Below are 25,942 nucleotides of genomic sequence, written 5' to 3'. Positions count from 1 at the left end.
CGGCTTGGTAAAGGATGATCGGAGTTAATCGCGCACTAACCCAGTTTTACCTTGTCTCTTAACACCTGGGCAGGACGCGCGGGCTAATCTGCCGGGAACAAGCAGATACCGGCCGAAAGAATGAACGGCATGACCACCGGCGTCATCGAGCAAGCCAAATCCGCGCGCGCGCCTTCGGCGTCAAAGATCTGGCTGAAGGCGATCGAGCTGACCGCGCGGATCGAGACGTTGCCGGGCCGGCTGTTCGCCGACGTCATCGACGATTGGGCGCGGCGCCAGCCCGACCGCCTCGCGCTGGTGACCGACGACGCCAGCCTCGACTATGATGGCTTGTCGAAGCGCATCAATCGCTATGCCCGCTGGGCGCGCTCGGTCGGCGTGGGCAAGGGCGACACCGTCGGCCTGATCATGCCGAACGGCATCGATTATGTCGCGGCCTGGCTCGGCATCAGCCGCGTCGGCGGCGTGGTGGCGCTGATCAACACAAAACTCGTTGGACAATCGCTCGCGCATTGTCTCGATGTCGCAAAGCCCTCGCAGATCATCGTCGCGCATAATCTGGCAGAAATGCTGGACAGCGCTTCACCGCATCGGAAGACGGAGACGAAGGTCTGGATCCATGGCGATGCCCGCAGCGAGCGCTCGATCGATGTCGCGCTGGCCGCGCTCGATGATGGTCCGCTCTCGTCCGGAGAGCATGGCGTCGTCACCGTCGATGACCGTGCGCTGCTGATCTACACGTCCGGCACGACAGGCCTGCCGAAGGCCGCCAGCATCAGCCATCGCCGCATCCTCAACTGGGGTTTTTGGTTCGCCGGCCTCGCCGGCGCTTCGCCGCAGGACCGGCTCTATGACTGCCTGCCGCTGTTCCATTCGGTCGGCGGCATCGTTGCGCCCTGTAGCATGCTCGCCGCCGGCGGCTCGGTGGTGATTGCGGAAAGATTCTCGGCCTCGAATTTCTGGCCCGACATCGTGCGGCACGACTGCACGCTGTTTCAATATATCGGCGAGCTCTGCCGCTATCTGCTGAAAGCACCGCCGTCGGAATACGAGAACCGTCATCGCCTGCGGCTCGCCTGTGGCAACGGCCTGCGCGGCGACATCTGGGAGGATTTCCAGGGACGCTTTGCGATTCCCCGCATCCTCGAATTCTACGCCGCGACCGAAGGCAATTTCTCGCTGTTCAACGTTGAGGGGCAGCCCGGCGCAATCGGCCGCATCCCGCCGCTGCTCGCACATCGCTTTCCCGCTGGCCTCGTCAAGCTCGATCCCGACAGCGGCGCGCCGCTGCGCAATGAAGAGGGCTATTGTGTCGCCTGCGCCCGCGGCGAGGCCGGCGAAGCCATCGGCCGCATCGGCACGGCCGACCAGGGCGGCGGCCGCTTCGAGGGCTATACCGACGCTGGCGAAACCGAGAAGAAGATCCTTCGCGACGTCTTTGCCAAGGGCGATGCCTGGTTCCGCACCGGCGATCTGATGCGGCTCGACGACAAGGGATTCTTTCATTTCGTCGATCGTATCGGCGACACCTTCCGCTGGAAGGGCGAGAACGTCGCGACCTCCGAGGTCAACGACGCCGTGCGCGATTTCACCGGCATCGTGGACGCCACCACTTACGGCGTCAGCATTCCCGGCGCCGATGGCCGCGCCGGCATGAGCGCGATTGTCGTGAACGAAGGTTTTGATACCGCGGCATTGCCCGCGCATCTCGCCCGGCGCTTGCCGGCCTACGCGCGGCCCCTCTTCCTTCGCATCTCGCACGAGCTCGATGCGACCGAGACGTTCAAGCAGAAGAAGGGCGATCTCGCGCAGGAGGGGTTTGATCCGAACACAATCGCCGATCCGCTGTTCATGCTCGATCCGACATCCGGCGCCTATGTCGCGCTCGATGCCGGGGCATATGCGCGGATCGTGGACGGCACGATCAGGCTGTAGCGGAACCAAAATCCGGAGATAGGTCCAATTTTATCTGAATTGTCCAAGAGGCCATTTACTTCTGTCCGGTAAACACACGGCCATGGGAGGCGGTCATCAAGAGCCGCCGCAAGAAACACGATCGATTAACTAAGTGAGAGGCGAGCCAGTCATGTCGGTACGGTCCAAGGTCATCGAGGCGATCCAGCAGATCGCCAAGGAACAGCACGTCGCGCTTCCGGCACTCTCGGACGATCTGTCCCTGCACGAGACGGGCTTTGACTCGCTCGCCTTCGCCATCCTGGTCGCGCGCCTCGAGGACGAGACCGGCGTCGACCCCTTCACCATTTCCGAGGACGTAGCGTTCCCTGCCACGGTGGGCGATTTCGTGCGGGCCTACGAAAATGTCCCCGCGTGAGATCTTTGCGCTTCGCGACCATCTCGGCGCGGAGCTGAAGGGCCGCACGCTGTCGGATGCGCACGATGTCGTGTCGCTGACCGACATCCTGTCGCAGACGGTCTTGGGTGGCCGCCTGCGTGAGCTGTCCGGCCGCGCCGTGTTGCTGAAGCTGTCGGACCAGCTCAGGTCTGGCCTTGCCATGATCGAGCTCGACGGCATCGCCCACCGCATGCTGCTGTGCCCGCCGGACCTCAATCCGGCGCATCTCGACGCACTGATCGCGGATGCCGGGATCGATGCCGTCGTCACTGACGAGCCCGATCGCTGGGCTGGCACCGGCATCGCGCTCATCGTCACCGCGCAATTGCCGCCCGTACCTGCTGCGCCCGCACAGACCGGGCGCGCTACCGAATGGCTGATGCTCACCTCGGGCACCTCGGGCGTGCCGAAGATCGTCGGCCATACGCTGGAGGCGCTGACCGGCGCGATCGTCGCCGAAGGCCCGGCGAAGGGGCCCGCGCCGGTGTGGGCGACGTTTTACGACATCCGCCGCTATGGCGGCCTGCAGATCTTTCTCCGCGCCATCCTCTCGGGCGGCTCGATGGTGCTGTCGGATCCGCACGAGGCGCTCGCCGATCACGTCGCGCGGCTGAACGCGCGCGGCGTCTCCCATATCTCCGGCACGCCCTCGCACTGGCGCAAGCTCCTGATGAGCGGCTCGGCCGCGCAGTTTGGCCCGCGTTATGTCCGCCTTTCCGGGGAGATCGCCGACCAGGCGGTGCTCGACGGCCTCAAGGCCGCATTCCCCAATTCTTCGATCGGCCACGCCTATGCCTCGACCGAGGCCGGCGTCGGCTTCGCCGTCAATGACGGGCTGGAAGGCTTTCCGGCCAACTATCTTGGCAATCGCAACGGCGTCGAGATGAAGGTCGTGGACGGCTCGCTGCGGATCCGCTCGACGCGCACCGCGCACGCCTATATCGGCCGCAACGCGGCCGCGCTCACCGATGGCGACGGCTTCGTCGACACCGGCGACATGGTCGAGCTGCGCGGCGATCGCTATCATTTCGTCGGCCGCCGCGGCGGCATCATCAATATCGGCGGGCTGAAGGTTCATCCCGAGGAGATCGAGGCGGCGATCAACCGCCATCCCGACGTGCGGATGTCGCGGGCGAAATCGCGCCGCAGTCCGATTACGGGCGGCATCGTCGTTGCCGATGTGATTCTCGCCGACGGCACTGATCAGGCGCGGGCGAAAGAGATCCGCGACCAGATCTTGGATCAGTGCCGGGCGCAGCTGGCCTCGCACAAGGTGCCGGCGGTGATCCGCTTCGTCGACGCGCTCGACGTCACCCCGGCCGGCAAGCTGGCGCGCACCGATGCATAATGTCCTCGTCACCGGCGGCAGTCGCGGCATTGGCCTTGCCATCGGCAAGCGCCTGGCCGGTGCGGGCTACAACGTGATCGCGGCCGCGCGCCGCGAGAGCGACGAACTCAGGGCCGCAATCGCCGTCTCCGAGGGCCGCCTGCATTTCCGCGCCTGCGACCTCGCGGTGATCGACGCGATCCCGGCCTACGCAAAGCTCGTGCGCGACGAGTTCGGTCCGATCTACGGCCTCGTCAACAATGCCGGCCTCGGCACCGAAGGCCTGCTTGCCACCATGCACAATTCCGAGATCGAGGCGCTGGTGCAGCTCAACGTGCTGTCGCCGATCATCCTCACCAAATATATCGCGCGCCAGATGATGGCGGATGGCGCCGGCCGCATCGTCAACATCTCATCGATCATCGCGACCACGGGCTATAACGGTCTCTCTGTCTACGGTGCGACCAAGGCGGCGGCGACCGGCTTCACCCGCTCGCTCGCGCGCGAGGTCGGCAAGCTCGGCATCACCGTGAACGCGATCGCGCCCGGCTTCATCGACACCGAGCTCACGCACAGTCTGTCCGACGAGAGCCGCAAGCGCATCGCCGGCCGCAGCGCGCTGCGCCGCCTGCCCGAGACGGACGACGTCGCGCGCATGGTGGAATACCTCCTCGGCGAAGGCGGGCGCAACGTCACCGGTACCGTGTTCACGATCGATGCGGGGAACACGGCGTAAGGCGGAACCGCTCCGCCACAATTGAATTGATCCGGCGCAATGACATCAATCTGGATTTGGTCGTAAGATGCCCCGCAATCGATTGGATTACGTCAATCGATCTGCCCTAAACGACAGGGAGCAGTCCATGGCCAAGTCAAGCATGACCGCTTCAAATCACGCCCAGCCCGAACCGTCCTGCGCGAAGCCGGAGGACGTCCGCTGTCCGCCAATGGCGCACCAGAATTCCGGCGATCACGGCCACGAAATGTATCCGCAGCAATTCGTGCGGCTGGTGGGCTGTCATAACGTGCCGTCGCGTAAGCGCCAGGACGAGAAGCTGCACTAGGTCGGTGCAAGTCCCCACATCTTGTTGTCGCGCCCGTTTCAGCCGATGATACCCCCTGCTTGTTCGGGAGCCGGTCGGCGAACCCGGATGGGTCCCGCCACGTATCTGGTATCATCTGAAACCTGACCGGCTCCGAGATGACCGCCGCTTCCTTCTACGGCAGCATTCCCGTCTTCCGCGGCTTCACCAGCCTGATGGAGCCCAGGCTCTATTCGCCGCTACCCGATGATTGGAGCATCGGGGTCGCCGACATCGTCGATTCCACCAAGGCGATCGCGGCGCAGCGTTACAAGGCGGTCAACATGGCCGGTGCCGCCGTGATCGCCGCGGTGACCAATGCGCTGGAGGGACGCGAATTTCCCTTCGTGTTCGGCGGCGACGGCGCGAGCTTTGCGGTTGCGCCTGATGATCTCGAATCGGCCCGCGAGGCGCTGGCCGCGACCGCGACCTGGGTGCGGGAGGATCTCGATCTGAAGATGCGCGTCGCCCTGGTGCCGGTGAGCGCCATCCGCGCGCAGGGCCTGGACGTGCGCGTCGCGCGCTTCGGTCCATCGGCCAATCTGTCCTATGCGATGTTTTCCGGCGGCGGGCTCGCCTTCGCCGACGCCGCAATGAAGCGCGGCGAGTTCGCGGTCACCGAGGCCCCCGCTGGCACGCAACCCGATCTCTCCGGCCTGTCCTGCCGCTTCGAGGTGATGCCGGCCTCACGCGGGTTGATCCTGTCGGTGCTGGTGATGCCGGCGCGCGGCGCCGACCCGCTGGAATTCCGCAAGGTGATCGAGGACATCATTCATCTGGTCGAGCGCAGCCCGGAGGGCGGCCGCCCGGTGCCGCCGCAGGGCCCGCCGCTGACATGGCCGCCGAAGGGGCTGGATTACGAGGCGCGGGCGACGCGCGGAGGGCCGTTGTTCAAGCGCCGCGCCGGCGTGCTGGCCTATACGCTGTTCGCCTATCTGATCATGCGCTTCGACATCAAGGTCGGCGGCTTTGCGCCAAAGCTCTACAAGCAGCAGGTGGTGGAAAATTCCGACTTCCGCAAATATGACGACGGCCTGCGCATGATCCTCGACTGCACGCCGCAGCTCGAGCGCGCCCTGACCGATCGGCTCGCGGCGGCCGCGCGCGACGGCATCGTGCGCTACGGCCTCTACCCGCAGGATGCCGCGATGATGACCTGCTTCACGCCCTCGGCGCTGCGCAGCGACCATGTCCACTTCATCGATGGCGCGCGGGGCGGCTATGCCTCTGCGGCAACCGCGCTGAAGGCGATGATGGCGTGAAGCCTCAGCGCCCTGCGCGCGTCCAGCTCTCGCCGCCGCAGAGCGCACCGACGCAGCCTTCGATCCGCAGGGAATCCGCGCCCGTGACAGTGATGCTGCTCGCATACATGCTGCCGTCGTCGGCGTTGTAGATCTGGCCCGACCATTTGTTCGGCCCCGCCGGCTGCATGCCGGAGAACAGCGGCAATCCGATCATCGGGCGCCTGGCGAGCGCGGGATTGGGATTCTTGCTGTCGGTGGCGGGCTGGCCGGTCGCGGTGTCCATGGGCTCGCGCAGCCAGACGATGACGCCGCAGATGCCGCCGCCGCATTTGCTGATTTTTACGCGTGCATCGCCGGCCTGGGTCAGCCAGGTGCCGCTGGCCTCGGCGCTCTGCGCATGAGCGGCAGGCGCGCCAAGCAGCACGGCCATGAGGAAGGCGAGAACGGCAAATCTGCGGAGCATGGGGAGAGCCTCGGAACGGAGCCGCTTCCAATAGCAGCAAATCAGGATCGTGCAACGCCTGATGGAATCACATTCCTGCGCTCATTTGCCCCAAGGTGCCCCAGGGGCTCACCAGGGCAGGCCGCACAGGTCGATGGTGCCGAGCGTCGGCGCGCGGACGATGTTGAAGACATAGGGCGCCATGGCGGTGAAGCGGATTCGTCCCTCCGGCTGATCGCAATAGACCTCGCCGGTGAAGGGCAGCCAGCTGCGGGCCGCGTAGAATGCGACATTGTGCGGCTCGCAGACCAGGAGCGCGAATTTCACGGCCTCGTTGGCGCGCATGGTGTGTATCGCGGCGTCGATCGCCATGGTGGCGTAGCCGCGGCCGCGGCGATCCTCGCGCGTGCAGACGCCGCCGATGCCGCCGACATGCACTTTCTGTCCATTCCAGGCAATGGTGCGAAAATAGATGCCGACATGGCAGACCAATCCGTCCTCGGGCGTCTCGATCAGCACGCGCAGATCGGCGTTGGCCCATTTGACGTGAGCCCACGGCTTATCCGCGACCATGTCAGGGCCCCAGACCGCCTGATGTAGCGGCTCCGCGATCGGCCAGGAGGCGTCGCCGTTCAGAATGTCGATCTCGATGCTCATGTCGGTCTTGGCTTTGGTCTTGGATTTGTTGCAGGGCGGTAGGGGATCGGTGATCTCTATCACAGACGGCGGTCAGTTGCCGGGATAGAGACGGGTGCTATGCTTGCCCCGTGAGACACGGGAGTTTCGATGCGCCGGCTGGTCGCTCCTCTGCTGATGGTCTTGCTGGTTTGCTGCGCCGGCCGCCCAGCGTTGGCCGACAAGCGCCTCGCTTTCGTGGTCGGCAATTCCAACTACCAGAATGTCGTTGCGCTGGCCAATCCGGCCAACGACGCCGGCGCCATCGCGGACCTGTTCAGGAAAGCCGCCTTCGACGTCGTGGAGAGCCGGCGCGACCTGAATAACACCGACATGCGGCGCGCGCTGCGCGACTTCACCGAAAAAACCCGCGATGCCGACATCGCTGTGATCTATTATGCCGGCCACGGCATGGAGGTCGACGGGACCAATTATCTCATTCCGGTCGATGCCGTGCTGGAGCGCGACACCGACGCCTATGACGAGGCGATCGCGCTCGACCGGATCCTGCAGGCGATCGAGCCGGCCAAGCAGTTGCGTCTCGTGATTCTCGATGCCTGCCGTGACAATCCCTTCGTCAAGAGCATGAAGCGGACGGTGGCCTCGCGCTCGCTTGGCCGCGGTCTTGCGGGTGTCGAGCCGTCGCGGCCGAACACCCTCATCGCGTTCGCGGCCAAGGGCGGATCGACCGCCCAGGATGGCGACACCAGGAACAGCCCCTTCACGACCGCGCTGCTGAAATATCTCGCGACGCCCGGCCTCGAGCTCGGCAAGGCGTTCCGGCTGGTTCGCGATGACGTGATGAATGCGACCGGCAACAAGCAGGAGCCGTTCGTCTATGGCTCGCTCGGTGGCAATGACGTCGTGCTGGTGCCGGCGGTGGCGCCGGCACCAGTGCCGGTGGCCAACGCCGATATCCGCGCCGACTACGAGCTTGCCGAGCGCGTCAGCACACGGGAAGCCTGGGATTCCTTCATCGCGGCCCATCCCAACGGCTTCTATGCCGATCTCGCCAGGGCCCAGCGCAACAAGCTGGAGCGGGGCAGGCCGCCGGTCCCGGTGGCGGACGTCGAGGTCAAGCCGGCGTCGCCCCCTGTGGTCGAGCAGGCCAAGCCGGCGGAGGTCGCGGTCGCATCCCGCGCCCCGGCCGAAACCACGCAGGAGCGGTCGCTGCCGCCGGACCTTCCACGGCTGCTTCAGGCCGAGCTGAAGCGCGTCGGCTGCAAGACGGGTGACGTCGGCGGCGACTGGGACGCATCGGCGCGGCGGGCGCTTGCCGCGTTCAATGACAATGCCGGCACCAAATTCGACATCAAGCTCGCAAGTCTCGATGCGCTGGACAGCGTGCGCGCCAAAGCCGGGCGCGTCTGTCCGCTCGAATGTGACCGCGGCTTCCGCGCTGCCGGGGATGCTTGCGTCAAGATCGTCTGCGACGAAGGCTATGTGCTCGGCGCCAAGAACAGTTGCGAGAAGCGTCCCGAACGCAAGGCGACAACCACCCCACGGCGCGGCACTGGAGGCGGCGGCCGCCATTGCTTCGTCTATGGCGGCAACTCTTTCTGCGAATAGGTGCCGCTCAATACGGCGTGCACTCGCTGCGAACGATCCGCGGCTTCGAGCAGAGCGCGGTCCCGCTCTTGCCCTGGAAGGCATATTGCCGCTTGCCCGGCTTCAGCCGGTTCTCGATCCGCAGCGAGCAAGCATTGCCGATCACCGTCATGTAGACGATGATGTAGTTGTTCGGATATTCGCGGATGGCCTTCAGGGTGTGCTTGCCCGCCACGCGAAGCGCGGCGGAGCCTCCTGCGGCTTCCGTCGGCTTGGCGCCGAGCTTCGCCGTGTATTGCGTGTGGCCCTCGATATTGGATTGCATATCGAGCGTCGCGGTGCGGTCCGTCGAGAGTTCGCCGGTGCCCTCGGCATGGACCGGAAAATCCTTCACGGAAGGTTGCTCGCAATCGGCCAACGCGTCGAACGAGAACTTGGCGCGCGCGGTGACGCCGGCGGCTTCGCTTTTTGCCGGCATCAAAAGGACGAAACTGGCGAGCGTGGTGAAAATACAGGCGGACCTGAATCCCGACATTTCAACCCCCTCAAGTTAAGCTTTTCATTCGCAATAATAATTTGAGAATTTAAGGCCATCGGCCGCTGGGACGCAAATGGGCCATGCCGCAGCAATCACGCCTTTTCGCAAATTGGCGGTATTTAACGGCGGAGGAACCTTCTATAAGGGGTGACCGTTAGAACGTTCCCCACCAGTTGCGGACAACAACCCATGACATTCACGCTGCCCCCCCTTCCTTACGCCTATGACGCCCTCGGCCAGTTCATGTCGAAGGAGACGCTGGAATTCCACCACGACAAGCATCATCAGGCCTACGTCACCAACGGCAACAACGCGCTCAAGGGCACCGAATGGGAAGACAAGTCCCTTGAGGAGATCGTCAAGGGCTCGTTCGGCAAGAACCCCGCGGTGTTCAACAATGCCGGCCAGCACTACAACCACATCCACTTCTGGAGCTGGATGAAGCCGAACGGCGGCGGCACCAAGCTGCCCGGCAAGCTCGAGAAGAAGATCAACGAGGACCTCGGCGGCTTCGAGAAGTTCAAGACCGATTTCCAGGCGGCCGGCGTCGGCCAGTTCGGCTCCGGCTGGTGCTGGCTCCAGGTCAAGGGTGGCAAGCTCGAGATCTCCAAGACCCCGAACGGCGAGAATCCGCTGGTGCATGGCGCCACCCCGATCCTCGGCTGTGACGTCTGGGAGCACTCCTACTACATCGACTATCGCAACCGCCGTCCGGACTATCTCAAGGCGTTCGTCGAGAACCTCGTGAACTGGGAATACGTCGAGTCCCTGTTCGACAAGGCGTGAGTTAGCCTCATCGGAATCGCGAAAGGCGGTCGCTCACGCGGCCGCCTTTTTGCTGTGCGGAATTTTGGATCGACGCATACGGGCGCGGTTCACCTCTCCCCAGCGGGGAGAGGTGAATTCCCGATGCCGCGCCGGTTCGGCCCGATCGCCTGGCGTCTTGCCCCTGGTACAGCCCTGCGCAAGGCGCGTATGGGCCTGTCATCGTTCCGTTTGCATCACCTCGACGTCGCCCTTAATCAGGGTGGCCATCCCATCCAGTCGATCCCGGCCCATTGTCAGACCCTTCCCCGAACAATCCGGCGCCTGCCGAGGACGCTGAGTCCGAGCGGCGGCCGGGGCGTGTGCGCAAGCCGATCGGCTGGTCGACCATCATCATCGCCGCGTTGGTGGCGGTGAGCGCGGGTCTCGTCTGGCGCCGTGACGGCGCCAGCGGCGTCCTCGACATTCTCACCCACGATCTCTCGCTGTTCGGCGGCATCCTGCCGCGCGTGCTGGCGGGCTGCCTGTTAGGGGCCTTCATCTCGGAAATCCTGCCGCACGAGAAAGTCTCGCGCGCGCTCGGGCCGAAATCCGGCCTGATGGGGCTTTTGATCGGCACCGCCTTCGGCGCGATCCTGCCCGGCGGCCCCTTCACCGCCTATCCGGTGGCGAGCGCGCTGCTCGCGGTCGGTGCCGATTTCGGCGCCACCATCGCCATGGTCGTGAGCTGGACGCTGATCGGTTACGGCCGGGCGGTGGCCTGGGAGATCCCGATCATGGGCACCGATTTCACGCTGTGGCGGATCGTGATCTCGCTGCCGCTGCCGGTGCTCGCCGGCGCGCTCGGCCGCTTCGTCTATGTCCGGATCTATCCGAAGCCCGCCGCGAAGGACGACGAGACTTGAGCGCGGCGCTTCTGATCGACATCCTGCTGTGGGGCTCGGTGTTCGGCGTCGGCCTGATCGCCTTCCGCCGCGGCCCGCCGGTGTTCAAGGCCTCGCTGCGCGAAGGCTCGATGGACTTCATCAACATCGTGCCGCGGATTGCGCTGGGCGTGATCGGCTCCGGCTACATCGCCGCCATCATCCCGCAGGAGGTGATCACCGGCTGGCTCGGGCCGGACAGCGGCTGGCTGGGCGTTGCGACCGCCGTGGTCGCCGGCGCGGCCACGCCGGGCGGTCCCGTGATCGGCTTTTCCATCGGCACCGTGGCGCTGAAGTCCGGCGGCGGGGTGCCCCAGGTGGTGGCCTATGTCGTCGCCTGGGCCTTGTTCGCCTTTCAGCGGGTGATTTTGTGGGAGATCCCGTTCATGCCGGCCCGTTTCGTCTGGTTCCGCTGCGCGGTGTCGGTGCCGTTCCCGTTCGTGGCCGCCGCCATCGCAATGGTGATCGGCAAGCCCTGAGCCGGCCGTGGACAGGGGTAATGTTATAATATAACGTCTTTTGCATGGTTCCTGCCGCGTCCTCTGCCCATCATCATCACGACCATGCTCATGCTCATGGCCATCATCACGACCACGGGCATTCGCACGGGCATGACCACACCCACGCCCATGTCCACGATGCGGCCTCGCCGCATCCGGCCCAGGCGGCGCCGTGGTCGATCCTGCGCATGACCATGGCCGCCCGCCTCTCGGCCGCGGTTGCCGTCTGCGCCGTGCTCTGGGGCATCGTCTTGCTGGCGATGAGGTGACCATGGCGGCGCTCCGCTTCCACAACGTCACGCTCGGCTATGACCGCCACCCGGCCGTGCATCATCTCAACGGCGAAATCGCCTCCGGTGCGCTGGTCGCGGTGATCGGCCCGAACGGCGCCGGCAAGTCGACGTTGCTCCGTGGCATCGTCGGCATTCTCCGGCCGCTGGACGGCAGCATCCATCTCGGCGGGCTCGACGCCCGCGACATCGCCTATCTGCCGCAGAGCGCGGAGATCGACCGCAGCTTCCCGATCTCGGTGTTCGACTTCGTCGCGACCGGGCTGTGGCGCGCGACCGGCCTGTTCGGCGGCATCGGCAAGGCCGCGCGCGAAAAGATCCTGCGCACGATTGCGGCCGTCGGCCTCAATGGCTTTGAGAATCGCCCGATCGGCACGCTCTCCGGCGGACAGATGCAGCGCGTGCTGTTCGCGCGCGTGCTGCTCCAGGATGCGGCGCTGATCGTGCTCGACGAGCCCTTCAACGCCATCGACAGCAAGACCATTGCCGATCTGCTCGCGCTGGTGAAGCACTGGCATGGCGAAGGCCGCACCGTGCTCGCCGCGCTGCACGACATGGAGATGGTGCGCAACCATTTCAGCGAGACGTTGATTTTGGCGCGCGGCCCCGTGGCCTGGGGCCCGACGGCAGAGGTGCTGACGCCGGAAAACCTGCTGGTCGCAATGCGGATGTGCGAGGCCTTCGACGACAGTGCCACGGCCTGCGCCGAGGACGGACGCTCGCAGGCGGCGTGATGACAGATGGTCTATGACGCACTGATCGGCCCGTTCACCGAATTCGAGTTCATGCGGCGCGCGCTTGCCGCCGCGATCGCACTGTCGCTGGCGGGCGCACCGATCGGCGTGTTCCTGATGCTGCGACGGATGAGCCTCGTTGGCGATGCCATGGCCCATGCGATCCTGCCCGGCGCCGCCGTCGGCTTCCTGCTGTCTGGCCTCAATCTGTTCGCGATGACGGCCGGCGGCCTGATCGCCGGCTTTGCGGTCGCGATCCTCGCCGGCGTCGTCGCGCGCTCGACCGGGCTCAAGGAGGACGCCTCGCTCGCGACCTTCTATCTGGCCTCGCTGGCGCTCGGCGTCACCATCGTCTCGATCAAGGGCACCAATATCGATCTGCTCCACGTCCTGTTCGGCAACATCCTCGCGATGGACGACCAGACGCTGCTGGTGGTCGCCTTCAACGCCACGGTGACGTTGCTGGTGCTGGCCGTGATCTATCGCCCCCTGGTAATCGAGAGCGTCGATCCGCTGTTCCTGCGAACCGTGAGTCGCGCCGGTGGCCCGGCGCATCTCGCCTTCCTCGCGCTGGTCGTCATCAACCTCGTCAACGGCTTTCAGGCGCTCGGCACCTTGCTCGCGGTCGGCCTCATGATCCTCCCCGCGGGCATTGCGCGGTTCTGGTCGCGCGATCTCACCGCGATGATCTGCATCGCCGTGGTTGCCGCCGCGGTCTCCGGCTATGCCGGCCTCGTGCTGTCGTTCCAGACCCGTGTGCCCTCAGGGCCCGCGATCATTCTGGTGGCGACCGTGCTCTACATCGTCTCCGTGCTGTTCGGCCGCGTCGGCGGTATCGTCCGGCAGCTGTTTCCCCGCCGGCATCTGGAAGCGTGACGATGCGGCGCCTCCTGCTTTGCGTACTCCTGCTGATCGCCTCGCCGCTGCACGCCGCCGAGCGGCTCAACGTCGTTGCGAGCTTCTCCATCCTCGGCGATTTCGTCCGCACCATCGGCGGCGACCGCGTCAACGTCACGACGCTGGTCGGCCCCGACAGCGACGTCCACGTCTACACACCGGCCCCAGGCGATGCGAAGCGGATCGCCGACGCAAGGCTCGTCATCGTCAATGGGCTCGGGCTGGAGGGCTGGCTGCCGCGCCTCGTGCAATCCGCAGGTAGCAAGGCGACGATCGTCACCGCGAGCGCCGGCATTGCCCCGCATAAGCTCGGCTCGGGTGCCGATCCGCATGCCTGGCAGTCCGTCTCCAACGCCAAAATCTATGTGACCGACATCGCCAACGCGCTTGCCGCCGCCGACCCGGACGACGCGGAGCTCTTCCGCGCCCAGGCAAAAGCCTATCTGGAAAAGCTCGAAACGCTGGACCGCGAGGTCCGCGAGGCCGTGGCCAAAATCCCGCCGGAGCGGCGCAAGGTGATCTCCACACACAACGCCTTCGGCTACTTTGCCGCCGAATACGGCATCCAGTTCATCGCGCCGCTCGGCGTTTCGACCGAAACCGAGCCCAGCGCACGGGACATCGCGGCCATCATCGGCCAGATCAAGGCCCAAAAAATCCCGGCGGTTTTTCTGGAAAATATCAGCGATGACCGGCTGATCCGGCGGATCGCGGCCGAGACCGGGGCCAGGGTCGGCGGGACCCTGATTTCGGACGGCTTGACCGGCGAAAAGGGCCTTGCCCCCACTTACATTGACATGGTCAGGCACAATATAAAGGCCCTGACCAGCGCGCTTGACCACTAGGGCAGGGGGCCACCCCGCCTCGCGTCGCGCGGAAAAGCCCGAAGTCGGAGTTCTTATGTCTGAAGCGACCGCCTCCAAAATTCCCGTGACCGTCCTGACCGGCTATCTCGGCGCCGGCAAGACCACGCTGCTGAACCGCATCCTGTCGGAAAACCACGGCAAGAAATACGCCGTCATCGTCAACGAATTCGGCGAGATCGGCATCGACAACGACCTCATCATCGGCGCCGACGAGGAAGTGTTCGAGATGAACAACGGCTGCATCTGCTGCACCGTGCGCGGCGACCTCGTCCGCATCATGGACGGCTTGATGAAGCGCAAGGGCAAGTTCGACGCCATCATCGTCGAGACCACCGGCCTTGCCGATCCGGCGCCGGTCGCCCAGACCTTCTTCGTCGACGAGGACGTACAGAAGCACGCCCGCCTCGATGCCGTCGTCACGGTCGCCGACGCCAAATGGCTGTCCGACCGGCTCAAGGACGCGCCCGAGGCCAAGAACCAGATCGCCTTCGCCGACGTCATCGTGCTGAACAAGACCGATCTCGTCACCAAGCCGGAGCTTGCCGAGGTCGAGGCCCGCATCCGCGGCATCAATCCCTATGCCAAGCTGCACCGCACCGAGCGCTGCTCGGTGGCGCTCGCCGACGTGCTCGATCGCGGCGCGTTCGATCTCGACCGCATCCTCGACATCGAGCCGGATTTCCTCGAAGCCGGCGACGATCATGACCATGATCATCACCACCACGACGGCCACGACCATCATCACCACCATGATCACGGCCAAGGTCACGGTCACGGCCTGAAGCACTATCACGACGAGGACATGCAGTCGCTGTCGCTCAAGACCGACAAGCCGCTGGATCCGAACGTGTTCATGCCCTGGCTCCAGAATTTGGTGCAGGTCGAGGGCGGCAAGATCCTGCGCTCCAAGGGCATCCTCGCCTTCCAGGACGATGAGGACCGCTACGTGTTCCAGGGCGTCCACATGATGCTGGAGGGCAACCACCAGCGGAAGTGGAAGGACGGCGAGCCGCGCGAGAGCCGCCTCGTCTTCATCGGCCGCGAATTGCCGGAACAGGCCATTCGCGAGGGCTTTGAGAGCTGCATCGTCTCGTGATGAAAGAGTTTACGCCCCCTCCCGATTCCGCCTCGATCGTCTCCGTCACCGACCGCGTCAAGCCTGTTACGCTCGGCATGGGCGTGACCTCGGTGCATTTCCTCGGGGCTCGTGCGGCCTTCGTTGGCGGCGAGGAGAACGTCGCGTTTGTCGACGCCAAGGGTGAGATCACCACCGTTGCCGTTCACAGCGGCGGCATTCTCTCGACCGCCTCTGACGGCAAGCGCCTTGTCATGGGCGGCGATGACGGCAAGGTCGTTGCGCTCGACGCCAAGGGCGAGGTGACGCTGCTTGCGACCGATCCCAAGCGCCGCTGGATCGACGCGGTGGCGCTGCATCCCGACGGCGCTTTCGCCTGGTCGGCCGGCAAGACCGCGACCGTTAAGAGCGGCAAGGCCGAGGAAAAGTCGCTCGAGGTGCCTTCGACCGTCGGCGGGCTCGCCTTCGCGCCAAAAGGCCTGCGGCTCGCGATCGCCCATTACAACGGTGCGACGCTGTGGTTTCCCAATATGGAAGGCTCGGCCGAATTCCTGCCTTGGGCCGGCTCGCATCTCGGCGTCACCTTCAGCCCGGACAACAAATTCCTGGTCACCACCATGCACGAGGCGGCGCTGCATGGCTGGCGTCTCGCCGACAACAGGCACATGCGCATGACCGGCTATCCCGGCCGCGTCCGCTCGATGTCCTGGAGCGCGGGCGGCAAGGGGCTCGCGACCTCGGGCGCCGATACCGTCATCATCTGGCCGTTCGCCAGCAAGGACGGCCCGATGGGCAAGGAGCCCGCGATGCTCGCGCCGCTTCAGGCGCGCGTGGCGGTGGTTGCCTGTCATCCGAAGAACGACATCTTCGTCGCCGGCTACAGCGATGGCACCGTGCTGATGGTGCGCATGGACGACGGCGCCGAGATCCTGGTCCGCCGCAACGGCACGCCGCCGGTGGCTGGGCTCGCCTGGAACGCCAAGGGCACGCTGCTGGCGTTCGCGGATGAGGAAGGCAGCGCCGGGCTTTTGGAGCTGTAGAGCACGCGTCTCGAAAACGGCGAGACCAATCTCTCGCCACAAGAGTCACGCCTCGGCCATTTTCGCAAGCACGCGCTCGACGAGCGCAGGATCGCGATAGACGCTGCGTGGCTTCAGCAGATGTTGGACCTCGATGGTTAGCTTGTGGACATCAGGATCTTCGGCGGCGAGCCGGGTCAGGGCGATGCCGAAGTTGCGCGTCATCTCAAAATCCGCCGGACGTTGCCCGCGCGTATCGGGAAACACGAAGTCGAGTGTGGCCGCGGACCACGGCGTCTCGATCAGCGTCGGCGCTTCGGCGAAGAAAGCAGGTGCCAGCCCGGCGATTGGATCGCCGTTTCCTGCTAGTCTCTCGAGCAGCCCTTGGAGCAGGCAGGCCTCCAGGGCGGCCACGCTCATGCCTTGCCCGTAGACCGGATTGAACCGGCAAATTGCGTCGCCGATCGGCAACAGCCCGCGGGGAAAACCATCGAGTCGCTCGAAATGACGCCGCACGCTTTCCGGGAAACCGTAGCGCGCGACCCCGTCCAGGCGCCTGGCGCGCTTGATCGCATGGTAGATCGTCGGCGTCCGAAGCGATTGAGCATACGTCAAAAACCCCTCCGCATCGCCGGGCGGGTCCTCACCGAGGCGGCCGCTAAGGGTTGCCAGCCACCGGTTACCCTCGAGCGGAAGCAAGATGCCACCCCGACGGTTGTGGGGCGCCTCGGCGAAGGTGATGACGCCTTTCCACTCGGTCGGGGCGTCGTCGGGGAGGGCAAAGACGCATGTGGAATAGGAGAGATCGATGCCGATTGTGGTCTTCTCGGGCAGTGGTCGGCCGATCGATTGCAGCAAAGCGAGAGTGAGCGTGCCGCGTCCGGAGGCGTCGACGACAAGATCTGTCGCGATCGTCTCGCTCGCGCCCTTGCCGTTCTCGCAGCGCACACCGGTGACCGCCTCTCCATTTGGCGACGCCAGTACGTCCGTGACCCGGCAGCGCTGGCGCAGCGTGATGTTGGCGAGGCCTTCGACCCGACGCCGCACGACGTGCTCGATGGTGGGCCGTGACGCCGCATATCCGTACCAGCCGAGATCGCGTTGCGGGAAGGGATCGTAGCCCGGGGGCTCGACGCGAGTATCGAGACCGGCCTGCAGCCGCACGCCTCCCGCCCCTGCGAGATCCTGCTCGAACCCCGGGAACAACTCGCCGAGGGCGCGCTGGCCACTGAGCAGCAACGCATGCACATGCCGTGCCTGCGGCGTCCCGACGCGATGCGTGGGCTCCGAGGGCAGAGTGTCGCGCTCCAGAACAACGACCTGCTCGAAGCGGTCGGCGAGCGCCCCTGCGGCCGCGAGCCCGCCCACTCCCGCGCCGATCACGACAGCCTGCTTGCCGATCGGAGTTGATGCCATCGACACCTCCCGTTTCCAAGTATGTCTTGATCGACACGACGGCAGCGGAAGTCGCAAGCATTTGAAGGGCGCACGGGCGGCGGCACGCTCGCACGCTATTCAGGCGCAAGCCCCAACGCCCTCGTGGCATCCACCCAGATGGGAGTTTCGCTATCGTACAGCTTCCTGAACGCGATGTGTCCCTGTGCGGACTCGTCGATGCCGTAGGAGTCGAGCAGCTTCTGTATCTTGTCAGTCCTGCCTGCCTCAATCATCAGGTCGGAAAGGCGCTCGACGATCTCCTGTGGCATGCCGGCGGGGCCGGCAAGAAAGATGTAACCGGTAAGAGCAAAGATTCTGGAGTCGACCCCCTGCTCGGCAAAGGTGGGAACGTCGGGAAGCTTGCTGCTCCGCGTCCTTGCTGGCAAGGCGATTGCCTTCCCGGTCCCGGATTCCAACGCATTGACGGTATTGGTATAGCTCCCCATCGCCGCCTGGAGCACGCCGGCGGCGAAATCCTGCCACATCGGCGCTTCTCCGCGGTAGAACACGGCTTTCATCCGTAGATCATACTGTTTGTTGAGCTCCGCAACGGCGATATGCGGCAGCGAGCCTGGGCCCCAGGTCCCGACGTTCGTCTCGTTCTTGCGGGCGTAGTCGACGAGCTCCTTCAAGTTCGTGACGTTAGTCGCCTTGGCGGCGACGAACGGCAGAGGTCCTGCAGGCATGCAGGAAATGAGGACGAAGTCCTTGTCGGCGTCGTACGGCAGGCTTTTAACGAGCACGCGGCTTTGCGCCAGGGTCACCGTGTTGGCGACCAGGAGCGTGTAGCCATCATGCGGCGACTGCTTCACGGCTGCAGCGGCGATGGAACCGCTGGCGCCCGCCTTGTTTTCAACCACAACGGACTGGCTGAGTCTTTGGGAGAGGTACTCGCCGTAGATCCGCGCTAGCGAGTCCGTAAGACCGCCGGCAGGATAGCCGCAAATGATTTTGATCGGCCTGGATGGCCAGGTCTGCGTCCACCCGCGATCATGATACGACAAAGCGATAGTGGCCGCGCCGGTCGCGATAAAGGCGCGGCGCGTGGTCTTCAATGCCATGACAACCTCCCTCGCATTTACGCTCCTGGACGCGTGGCCGCCGATCATTCAAGCGGAAAGGCCTCGCGTTAAATCTTTTACCGCCAATCGGGGTACGGCCGGGCAGTAAGGTAGGCCGTTGGCCGCACTCACGGATTGTCTCTTGAGGACGCTATCAGGTCATGGCTGGGCGCTCTTGACATTCTGCTTACATTCTCCTCATCAGCGGCTTATTCTTGCGCTGCAACCGGTGCGAGACCGACGGGGAAGGTCGCCAAGGAATTGCCAGCTTGCGGTATCTCTTCGAGGAGTACGCGTTCGACACCGACCGTCGCGAACTTTACCGCGGGGCGAAGCTGGTCCCCGTTGCCCCTCAGGTGTTCGATCTGCTCGACTACCTGATCCGCAACAGGGAACGGGTGGTGAGCAAGGACGACCTCATCAATGCCGTTTGGAACGGCCGTGTCGTATCCGATGCAGCACTGACGACGCGCCTGAATGTCGCCCGGAGCGTGATTGGCGATTCCGGAGAAAAGCAGCGCCTGATCAAAACTCTGCAACGCAAAGGCTTTCGTTTTGTTGGAGCGGTGCAGGAAGTGCAGGTGCCCGCTGACGCGGTGCTGCCGGCCTGTTCTGGAGAACCGAGCTTCGGGGGTATCGCTGGTCCGGATCGGCCCGACGACGCGACCGTTACGATGTCGGTTCCTGCGCCGCGTCTTTCCATCGTCGTGCTGCCATTCGCAAACATCGGAGGTGATCCCGAGCAGGACTATTTCGTCGACGGCGTGACCGAGAGCCTGACCACCGACCTTTCGCGCATCAGCGGCTCATTCGTCATCGCGCGTAACACCGCTTTCACTTTCAAGGGCAAAACCGTCGATGTAAAGCAGGTCGGGCGCGAGCTGAACGTCCGCTATGTGCTCGAAGGCTCGGTGCAGCGAGGCGGCAACCGGCTTCGGGTGAATGTTCAGCTGATCGATGCCGAAACCGGTCATCACCTCTGGGCCGAGCGGTTCGACAAACCCATAGCCGATCTGTTCGACACGCAGGACGAAATCGTATCGCGGCTGGCAAACACGCTGAATGCCCAGCTCATTCAGGTCGAGGCGCGGCGAGCGGGACGTTCAACCGATCCTGATGCGATGGACCTGTATTTCCAGGGCTGGGCTTGCGAGAACAATGGGACGACCGCGGAATACATGACGCAAGCGCAGGCCTTTTTCGACCGTGCCCTCGCGCTTGATCCCGCAAACGTTGAGGCGCTGGTCGGTTCGGCGCGGGTTAAGGCGGCGAATGGCGCCAACTTTGTGCGCGACGACTGGATCGCACAGTTCGTTGCGGCCGAGGCAATCTTGATCCGGGCTCTGTCCATCGCGCCAAACCATCCGCGGGCCCATAGCATCCTGGGCCTCGTCCAGACATTTACCCATCGCGCGGTCCAGGGCATCGCCGAATGCGAACGGGCGTTGGCACTGGATCACAATTTGGCCGACGCTCACGCCTTCATCGGTCTCGCCAAGCACTTTCTCGGTCGCAGCGTTGAGACCGAGGCCCATATCCGCGAGGCACTTCGCCTCTCTCCTTACGATAACTACGCCTATCGGTGGTCGATGTTTGTCGGTGTCGCCAAGTTGATGCTCGGCGCCGACGTCGAAGCGGTTGCCTGGCTGCGCCGGAGCATCGAGGCCAACCGAAACCATCCCATCCCGCATTGCTTTCTCGCCGCCGCCCTGGCGCTGCTCGGCTCACTGGACGAGGCGCGGGCCGCCGCGCAGGCGGGCCTTGTGCTCAATCCGACCTTCACGCTGCGCCGCTACCGCGCCCGCGCCGTGAGCGACGATCAGGCTTACCTCGCCGGGCGCGAGCGTGTGTATGAGGGCCTTCGCATGGCCGGGGTGCCGGAGGGATGAACGGCACGAGGTTGCCGGTGTGACCTGGACGCACGCTGGCCTTCCGGCGCTTTGACCGTCGTCACGTTCGACCGTAAGAGGGGGCCATGCGGTTTCTGACCACCTTCCAGCTTGCCGACTTCGCCGACACGCTGGTCAGCCTGTTCGTGGCCTTCGTGCTGGGCACGCTGATCGGCGCCGAGCGGCAATACCGGCAGCGCACCGCGGGCCTGCGCACCAACGTGCTGGTCGCGGTGGGCGCGTCCGCCTTCGTCGATCTTGCCATGCATCTGGACGGCGCCGACGGCGCGGTGCGGGTGATCGCCTATGTCGTCTCCGGCATCGGCTTCTTGGGGGCCGGCGTCATCATGAAGCAGGGCATGGACGTGCGCGGGCTCAATACCGCAGCGACGCTGTGGTCCTCGGCCGCGGTCGGCTCCTGCGCCGGCGCCGACATGGTCGCGCAGGCGGTGGCGCTGACCGTGTTCGTCATCGCCGGCAATACGCTGCTGCGCCCGCTGGTCAACGCCATCAACCGCATTCCGCTCAATGAGAAGACGTCCGAGGCGACCTACTATTTCAAGCTCGCGGTCGCGATGGATGCCTTGCCCGATATGCGCGACCGTTTGGTCGACAAGCTCGAGGATGCGAAATACCCGGTGGCCGATGTCGACGTGGTCGAGACCGGCGACGACTTGATCGAGATCGTGGCAGAACTGGTCGCGACCGCCGTCGACCCCAACGAGCTGAACGCCGTGGCGGTCGATCTGCAACGTCTGCCGGGCGTGCGCCACGCCACTTGGGAAATCAGCACGACGGATTGAGCGCGGCCTTTTGGCGCGCAAAGGGTGCGGTTCCCGTCCTCCCGGCGGCGGAACCGCAGCCGGGCAAATTCGTTGATCTCCCGGACAAAGGCGGTGACCGACATGCCCGGCCAGGATAACAAGCGCAGACTGAAGCTCGATTTGACAATCGCCTGCTCGCTGTTCGCAGCTGGCCTCGCGGTGTCGGTGATGTCGCTCGCGCAAATCCGTGCCCAAAGCCGGATGGAGCTGGCGCAGGCGACGCAGCCGCTCCAGGGCACGCCGTCCGACGATCAGAGCAAGACACCCGCGCAAGCCAAGCCCGGCGGCGACCGGCCGACCACGCCGGCGCCCGAACCGGCGCGCCCCGATCCGCAGACGCAGGGCGCCGCCACGAGGCCGGCGCTACCGCCGGCTCCGGCCGAGAAGATCGCGCCGGCGATCAAGGACAAGCAGTAGACAACACAGGCGTTTTTGCCCCGCTTGCGCCATCGTTTCGCGTCGCGCAGGCATTGCGCCTTCTACTGTGCATGGGGTTGTTTTCGCTGTTTTTGTTTGGCGCCCCTCACCGCACCAGAATGTTCCGGAACTGCCAGGGATCGCTGGTGTCGATATCTTCCGGAAACAGTCCCGGACGATCCGTCAGCGGCGTCCAGTCGGTATAAAAACCCTTCACCGGGCCGAGATAGGGCAGCTGGATTTCCAGCAGGCGATCGAAGTCCATCTCGTCGGCTTCGACGATGCCTTCCTTCGGGTTCTCCAGCGCCCAGACCATGCCGCCGAGCACGGCGGAGGTCACTTGCAGGGCGGTGGCGTTTTGATAGGGCGCGAGTGCGCGGGTCTCTTCGATCGAGAGCTGCGAGCCGTACCAATAGGCGTTGTTGTCGTGGCCGAACAAGAGCACGCCGAGCTCGTCGATGCCGTCGACGATCTCGTCCTCTTCGAGGATGTGGTGCTTTGCCTGCATCCTGGCGGCGCGGCCGAACATCTCGTGCAGCGACAGCACGGCGTCGTCAGCGGGATGATAGGCATAGTGGCAGGTCGGCCGGTAGACCGCCTTGCCCGACGAATCACGCACCGTGAAGTAGTCCGAGATCGAGATCGATTCGTTGTGAGTGACGAGGAAGCCGTATTGCGCGCCGCGGGTCGGGCACCAGGTGCGCACACGCGTGTTGGCGCCGGGCTGCATCAGATAGATGGCGGCGCCGCAGCCGGCCTCGTGGGTGCGCGCATTCTCCGGCATCCATGTCTCGTGGGTGCCCCAGCCGAGCTCGGACGGCTGCACGCCTTCCGACAGGAAACCCTCCACCGACCAGGTGTTGACGAACACGTCCGGCTCCTTCGGCTTCTTGGAGCGCTGGGTGTCGCGTTCGGCGATGTGGATGCCCTTGATCCCGGCCTGCCGCATCAGGTCGGCCCATTCGGCCTTGGTCTTCGGCTTCGGGGCATTGAGCTTCAGGTCGGCGGCGACGTTGAGCAGCGCCTGCTTGACGAAAAACGAGACCATGCCGGGATTGGCGCCGCAGCAGGAGACGGCCGTGGTCGAGCCCGCCGGGCGCGCCCGCTTGGCGGCCAGCGTCACTTCGCGCAGCGCGTAGTTGGAGCGCGCTTCCGGGCCCTTCGAGGCGTCGAAATAGAAGCCGAGCCAGGGCTCGTTGACGGTGTCGATATAGAGCGCGCCGAGCTCGTTGCAGAGCTCCATGATGTCGGTCGAGCCGGTGTCGACCGACAGATTGACGCAAAAGCCCTGGCCGCCGCCTTCGGTGAGCAGCGGGGTCAGCAAGTCCCGGTAATTGTCCTTGGTCACGGCCTTCTGGATGAAGCGGACATTCTGCTTCTCGCAATGCGCCTTGCGGCCCTCGTCCTTGGGATCGATCACGGTGACGCGCGACTTGTCGTAGTCGAGATGCCGCTCGATCATCGGCAAGGTGCCTTTACCGATGGAGCCGAAGCCGACCATGACGATGGGACCTGTGATCTTCGCGTAGATCTGCGAGGGGTGGCTCATGGGATGGTTTCTCCGGAACGTGCTGGCGGACAAAGGGTGGGTGGATCAGGCGCTGCGGCGCTTGGCGGTGACTTCGATCTCGACCTTCATCTCGGGCTTGGCGAGAGCGGTGACGACCAGCAACGTCGCAGCCGGCCTGATGTCGCCGAGGACCTCGCCGCAGACGGCGAAGTGGGCATCGATGTAGCTGGCGTCGGTGACGTAGTAGGTCGCACGGACGATATCGGCCATCTCGAAACCGCCCTCCTTCAGGGCGGCTTCGATGGTCTTGAAGCAGTTGCGTGACTGGCTCGTGACATCGGCCGGCATCGTCATCGTGGTGTAATCGTAGCCGGTGGTTCCCGCGACGAAGGCGAAATCACCGTCGATCACGGCGCGGCTGTAGCCGACGCTCTTCTCAAGGGGCGAGCCGGTGGAGATCAGGCGACGGGACATCGGTCTGGGCCTCGACTGAAAGGGGGAATTTCGTGGGTTAAAGGGCGTTTCCGGGAGCGGCGCAACCCCAAAGCAACAGGCGCAGCCGACCGTCGCCGCGGGACGCGGCTTCGGTCGTCGCCATCATGGCAATCCCCTAGGCCGCGTGCGCCTGGAGGGCGCGAACGACCCTCCGTGTGGAAACGGCCGCGCCAGTCGGCACGATCATCCCCTCGGCGCCATCCAGCGCACCGGCCTGAAATTCGATCGCCAGCAGGCGGTCGCGCTCGAACGGGCCGGGCAGCATCAGCGCGCCGGTCTTCTCAGCCGAGAAGCCGAAGCGGGCGTAATAGGGGGCATCGCCGAGCAGGATCACGGCTTCATGCCCGCGCGCCCGGGCGGCGGCCAGCGCTTGTTGCATCAGCGCGGCGCCGATCCCGAGCTCGCGGCAGGCAGGGTCCACCGCCAGTGGTCCGAGGACCAGAGCGGGCCTGCCTCCGGCGCTGACGTGCCACAACCGCACGGTTCCCACGAGTGTCCCCTCGCGCACGGCCGACAGCGCAAGGCCGGCGGCAGGTGCACGTCCGTCGCGCAGGCGCTGGCAGGTGCGGCCATGGCGGTTCTCGCCAAAGCTTGCATCCAGCAGCGCTTCACGGGCGGCGACGTCGACAGCACGTTCCGCACGGATCGCGAACGGAGCGGCTTTCGAGGTGAGGGCGACTTGTGGCTTCCGAAAAGCAGTCATGGCGCGTCAGTCCCCGCTTGAGACCTGCGTGCGCGCAGCACGCCGGTCCAAGGCGTCGTCAGAAATCGAAATGTTGAGGTGAGGAGCCGGCAAGCCGGCTCCCGGGTTCGTCAGGCCTCGGAAAAAGGAGGCCGCTTAGATGTGGTAGGTCTTCAGCGGCGGGATGCCGTTGAACGCCACCGCCGAGTAGGTCGACGTATAGGCCCCGGTGCCTTCGATCAGCAGCTTGTCGCCGATCTCGAGGGTGACGGGGAGCGGATACGGGCTCTTCTCGTACAGCACGTCGGCAGAGTCGCAGGTCGGGCCCGCGAGCACGCACGGCGTCATGTCCGCACCGTCATGCGGGGTGCGGATGGCGTAGCGGATCGACTCGTCCATGGTCTCGGCGAGACCGCCGAACTTGCCGATGTCGAGATAGACCCAGCGCACCTCGTCCTCGTCGCTCTTCTTCGAGATGAGCACGACCTCGGATTCGATGATGCCGGCGTTGCCCACCATGCCGCGGCCCGGCTCGATGATGGTCTCCGGAATCTGGTTGCCGAAGTGCTTGCGCAGCGCGCGGAAGATCGAGCGGCCGTAGGTCACGACCGGCGGCACGTCCTTCAGGTACTTGGTCGGGAAGCCGCCGCCCATGTTGACCATGGAGAGATTGATGCCGCGCTCGGCGCAGTCGCGGAACACCTGCGAGGCCATCGCCAGCGCACGGTCCCACGCCTTCACCTTGCGCTGCTGCGAGCCGACATGGAACGAGATGCCGCACGGCTCCAGGCCCAGGCGCTTGGCGACGTCGAGCACGTCGACGGCCATCTCCGGGTCGCAGCCGAACTTGCGCGACAGCGGCCATTCGGCGCCGGCGCAGTCATAGAGGATGCGGCAGAACACCTTTGCACCGGGAGCGGCACGGGAGACCTTCTCGACCTCGGCGGCGCAATCCACCGCGAACAGCCGGATGCCGAGCGCGAAGGCGCGCGCAATGTCGCGCTCCTTCTTGATCGTGTTGCCGAACGAGATGCGGTCGGGCGTCGCACCGGCAGCCAGTGCCATCTCGATCTCGGCGACGGTCGCGGTGTCGAAGCAGGAGCCCATGGAGGCGAGCAGGGCCAGCACTTCCGGCGCCGGGTTCGCCTTGACGGCGTAGAACACGCGGCTGTCGGGCAGCGCCTTGGCGAATGTCTGGTAATTGTCGCGCACGACTTCGAGGTCGACAACGAGGCACGGCTCGGTGTCGAGGCCATCCTTGCGGCGGTTGCGCAGGAATTCCTGGATACGTTCGGTCATGGCACTCTCCAACGGTCCCAGCGACGGGATCCGCATCAACGTGACGTCGG

Annotated in this window: 28 protein-coding genes; 19 read left to right on the top strand and 9 right to left on the bottom strand. The window is 65.0% G+C overall.

The features are described 5' to 3' along the window. Nucleotides 1–120 precede the first annotated feature (120 nt). The 6 genes from IC761_RS32720 to IC761_RS32695 all read left to right on the top strand — a co-directional run bounded on the left by IC761_RS32720 (nt 121) and on the right by IC761_RS32695 (nt 6,024). Nucleotides 121–1,935: a long-chain-acyl-CoA synthetase gene (locus IC761_RS32720; protein ID WP_195800745.1), complete on the top strand. Its 1,815-nt coding sequence runs from the start codon at nt 121–123 to the stop codon at nt 1,933–1,935. Nucleotides 1,936–2,086: 151 nt separating this feature from the next. Then, the gene (locus IC761_RS32715) at nt 2,087–2,332 is read left to right on the top strand and encodes an acyl carrier protein (protein WP_195800744.1); all 246 of its coding nucleotides are present in this window, start codon (nt 2,087–2,089) and stop codon (nt 2,330–2,332) included. After that, entirely contained in the window at nt 2,319–3,701 is a 1,383-nt protein-coding gene (locus IC761_RS32710) for a class I adenylate-forming enzyme family protein (protein ID WP_195800743.1), read from the top strand. The genes IC761_RS32715 and IC761_RS32710 overlap by 14 nt, the downstream gene beginning before the upstream one ends. Then, nucleotides 3,694–4,416: an SDR family NAD(P)-dependent oxidoreductase gene (locus tag IC761_RS32705; RefSeq protein WP_195800742.1), complete on the top strand. Its 723-nt coding sequence runs from the start codon at nt 3,694–3,696 to the stop codon at nt 4,414–4,416. The genes IC761_RS32710 and IC761_RS32705 overlap by 8 nt, the downstream gene beginning before the upstream one ends. Nucleotides 4,417–4,543: 127 nt before the next feature. Then, entirely contained in the window at nt 4,544–4,744 is a 201-nt protein-coding gene (locus IC761_RS32700; protein ID WP_195800741.1) for a hypothetical protein, read from the top strand. Between the two features lie 137 nt (nt 4,745–4,881). Continuing rightward, nucleotides 4,882–6,024, top strand: a complete 1,143-nt coding sequence (locus tag IC761_RS32695) for a DUF3095 domain-containing protein (protein WP_195800740.1) — start codon at nt 4,882–4,884, stop codon at nt 6,022–6,024. A 4-nt stretch (nt 6,025–6,028) separates the two neighbouring features. Here the strand turns inward: IC761_RS32695 and IC761_RS32690 are convergent, their stop codons facing one another. Then, nucleotides 6,029–6,469, bottom strand: a complete 441-nt coding sequence (locus IC761_RS32690) for a DUF2147 domain-containing protein (RefSeq protein WP_195800739.1) — start codon at nt 6,467–6,469, stop codon at nt 6,029–6,031. A gap of 108 nt (nt 6,470–6,577) precedes the next feature. Next, nucleotides 6,578–7,105: a GNAT family N-acetyltransferase gene (locus IC761_RS32685; RefSeq protein WP_195800738.1), complete on the bottom strand. Its 528-nt coding sequence runs from the start codon at nt 7,103–7,105 to the stop codon at nt 6,578–6,580. Between the two features lie 129 nt (nt 7,106–7,234). Here IC761_RS32685 and IC761_RS32680 point away from each other — a divergent pair, with 129 nt between their 5' ends. Next, nucleotides 7,235–8,692, top strand: a complete 1,458-nt coding sequence (locus tag IC761_RS32680; protein WP_195800737.1) for a caspase family protein — start codon at nt 7,235–7,237, stop codon at nt 8,690–8,692. A gap of 7 nt (nt 8,693–8,699) precedes the next feature. Here the strand turns inward: IC761_RS32680 and IC761_RS32675 are convergent, their stop codons facing one another. Beyond that, nucleotides 8,700–9,206, bottom strand: a complete 507-nt coding sequence (locus IC761_RS32675; RefSeq protein WP_195800736.1) for a hypothetical protein — start codon at nt 9,204–9,206, stop codon at nt 8,700–8,702. A gap of 192 nt (nt 9,207–9,398) precedes the next feature. Between IC761_RS32675 and IC761_RS32670 the strand changes: the two genes are divergently transcribed. From IC761_RS32670 to IC761_RS32630, 9 genes are all read left to right on the top strand, one after another. Beyond that, a complete protein-coding gene (locus IC761_RS32670; protein ID WP_195800735.1) occupies nt 9,399–9,995 on the top strand; it encodes a superoxide dismutase in 597 nt (198 codons plus the stop codon). Nucleotides 9,996–10,267: 272 nt separating this feature from the next. Next, on the top strand, nt 10,268–10,879 hold the full coding sequence (locus IC761_RS32665) for a permease (RefSeq protein ID WP_195800734.1): 612 nt from the start codon (nt 10,268–10,270) through the stop codon (nt 10,877–10,879). Next, nucleotides 10,876–11,376 (top strand): hypothetical protein, encoded by a 501-nt coding sequence (locus tag IC761_RS32660; RefSeq protein ID WP_008138982.1) that lies wholly within the window; start codon nt 10,876–10,878, stop codon nt 11,374–11,376. The genes IC761_RS32665 and IC761_RS32660 overlap by 4 nt, the downstream gene beginning before the upstream one ends. A 44-nt stretch (nt 11,377–11,420) precedes the next feature. Then, complete coding sequence (locus tag IC761_RS32655; protein ID WP_195800733.1) at nt 11,421–11,666, top strand: hypothetical protein; 246 nt, start codon at nt 11,421–11,423, stop codon at nt 11,664–11,666. A 2-nt stretch (nt 11,667–11,668) separates the two neighbouring features. Continuing rightward, nucleotides 11,669–12,421 (top strand): metal ABC transporter ATP-binding protein, encoded by a 753-nt coding sequence (locus tag IC761_RS32650; RefSeq protein ID WP_195800732.1) that lies wholly within the window; start codon nt 11,669–11,671, stop codon nt 12,419–12,421. A 6-nt stretch (nt 12,422–12,427) separates the two neighbouring features. Beyond that, complete coding sequence (locus IC761_RS32645) at nt 12,428–13,297, top strand: metal ABC transporter permease (protein WP_195800731.1); 870 nt, start codon at nt 12,428–12,430, stop codon at nt 13,295–13,297. A gap of 2 nt (nt 13,298–13,299) precedes the next feature. Beyond that, nucleotides 13,300–14,163: a metal ABC transporter solute-binding protein, Zn/Mn family gene (locus tag IC761_RS32640; RefSeq protein ID WP_195800730.1), complete on the top strand. Its 864-nt coding sequence runs from the start codon at nt 13,300–13,302 to the stop codon at nt 14,161–14,163. A 55-nt stretch (nt 14,164–14,218) separates the two neighbouring features. Continuing rightward, nucleotides 14,219–15,280, top strand: coding sequence for a CobW family GTP-binding protein (locus tag IC761_RS32635; protein ID WP_195800729.1), 1,062 nt, complete (start codon nt 14,219–14,221; stop codon nt 15,278–15,280). Continuing rightward, nucleotides 15,280–16,299: a WD40 repeat domain-containing protein gene (locus IC761_RS32630; protein WP_195804848.1), complete on the top strand. Its 1,020-nt coding sequence runs from the start codon at nt 15,280–15,282 to the stop codon at nt 16,297–16,299. Before IC761_RS32635 ends, IC761_RS32630 begins: the two co-directional genes overlap by 1 nt. A 45-nt stretch (nt 16,300–16,344) precedes the next feature. Here IC761_RS32630 and IC761_RS32625 read toward each other — a convergent pair whose 3' ends face one another. Next, nucleotides 16,345–17,694 carry an NAD(P)/FAD-dependent oxidoreductase gene (locus IC761_RS32625; RefSeq protein WP_195800728.1) on the bottom strand — a complete coding sequence of 450 codons (1,350 nt, stop codon included), beginning with the start codon at nt 17,692–17,694 and terminating at the stop codon, nt 16,345–16,347. Between the two features lie 95 nt (nt 17,695–17,789). Continuing rightward, entirely contained in the window at nt 17,790–18,776 is a 987-nt protein-coding gene (locus tag IC761_RS32620) for a Bug family tripartite tricarboxylate transporter substrate binding protein (RefSeq protein ID WP_195800727.1), read from the bottom strand. A 269-nt stretch (nt 18,777–19,045) separates the two neighbouring features. Between IC761_RS32620 and IC761_RS32615 the strand changes: the two genes are divergently transcribed. From IC761_RS32615 to IC761_RS32605, 3 genes are all read left to right on the top strand, one after another. Continuing rightward, nucleotides 19,046–20,665 (top strand): winged helix-turn-helix domain-containing tetratricopeptide repeat protein, encoded by a 1,620-nt coding sequence (locus IC761_RS32615; protein ID WP_195800726.1) that lies wholly within the window; start codon nt 19,046–19,048, stop codon nt 20,663–20,665. Nucleotides 20,666–20,751: 86 nt separating this feature from the next. Beyond that, on the top strand, nt 20,752–21,468 hold the full coding sequence (locus IC761_RS32610; protein WP_195800725.1) for an MgtC/SapB family protein: 717 nt from the start codon (nt 20,752–20,754) through the stop codon (nt 21,466–21,468). Nucleotides 21,469–21,570: 102 nt separating this feature from the next. Then, the gene (locus IC761_RS32605; protein ID WP_195804847.1) at nt 21,571–21,906 is read left to right on the top strand and encodes a hypothetical protein; all 336 of its coding nucleotides are present in this window, start codon (nt 21,571–21,573) and stop codon (nt 21,904–21,906) included. A gap of 106 nt (nt 21,907–22,012) precedes the next feature. On the opposite strand, the gene IC761_RS32600 is transcribed toward IC761_RS32605, so the two are convergent. The 4 genes from IC761_RS32600 to IC761_RS32585 all read right to left on the bottom strand — a co-directional run bounded on the left by IC761_RS32600 (nt 22,013) and on the right by IC761_RS32585 (nt 25,892). Next, complete coding sequence (locus IC761_RS32600) at nt 22,013–23,455, bottom strand: homospermidine synthase (RefSeq protein WP_195800724.1); 1,443 nt, start codon at nt 23,453–23,455, stop codon at nt 22,013–22,015. A 45-nt stretch (nt 23,456–23,500) separates the two neighbouring features. Beyond that, nucleotides 23,501–23,890, bottom strand: a complete 390-nt coding sequence (locus tag IC761_RS32595; RefSeq protein ID WP_195800723.1) for a RidA family protein — start codon at nt 23,888–23,890, stop codon at nt 23,501–23,503. A gap of 136 nt (nt 23,891–24,026) precedes the next feature. Then, nucleotides 24,027–24,614, bottom strand: coding sequence for a GNAT family N-acetyltransferase (locus tag IC761_RS32590; protein WP_195800722.1), 588 nt, complete (start codon nt 24,612–24,614; stop codon nt 24,027–24,029). A gap of 135 nt (nt 24,615–24,749) precedes the next feature. Then, nucleotides 24,750–25,892 (bottom strand): type III PLP-dependent enzyme, encoded by a 1,143-nt coding sequence (locus tag IC761_RS32585; RefSeq protein ID WP_195800721.1) that lies wholly within the window; start codon nt 25,890–25,892, stop codon nt 24,750–24,752. Nucleotides 25,893–25,942 lie beyond the last annotated feature (50 nt).

The sequence above is a fragment of the Bradyrhizobium commune genome (assembly GCF_015624505.1).
Classification (GTDB): Bacteria; Pseudomonadota; Alphaproteobacteria; order Rhizobiales; family Xanthobacteraceae; genus Bradyrhizobium; species Bradyrhizobium commune.
The sequence above is the reverse complement of the archived record's forward strand: the minus strand, read 5'-3'. Positions and strand labels throughout refer to the sequence as shown.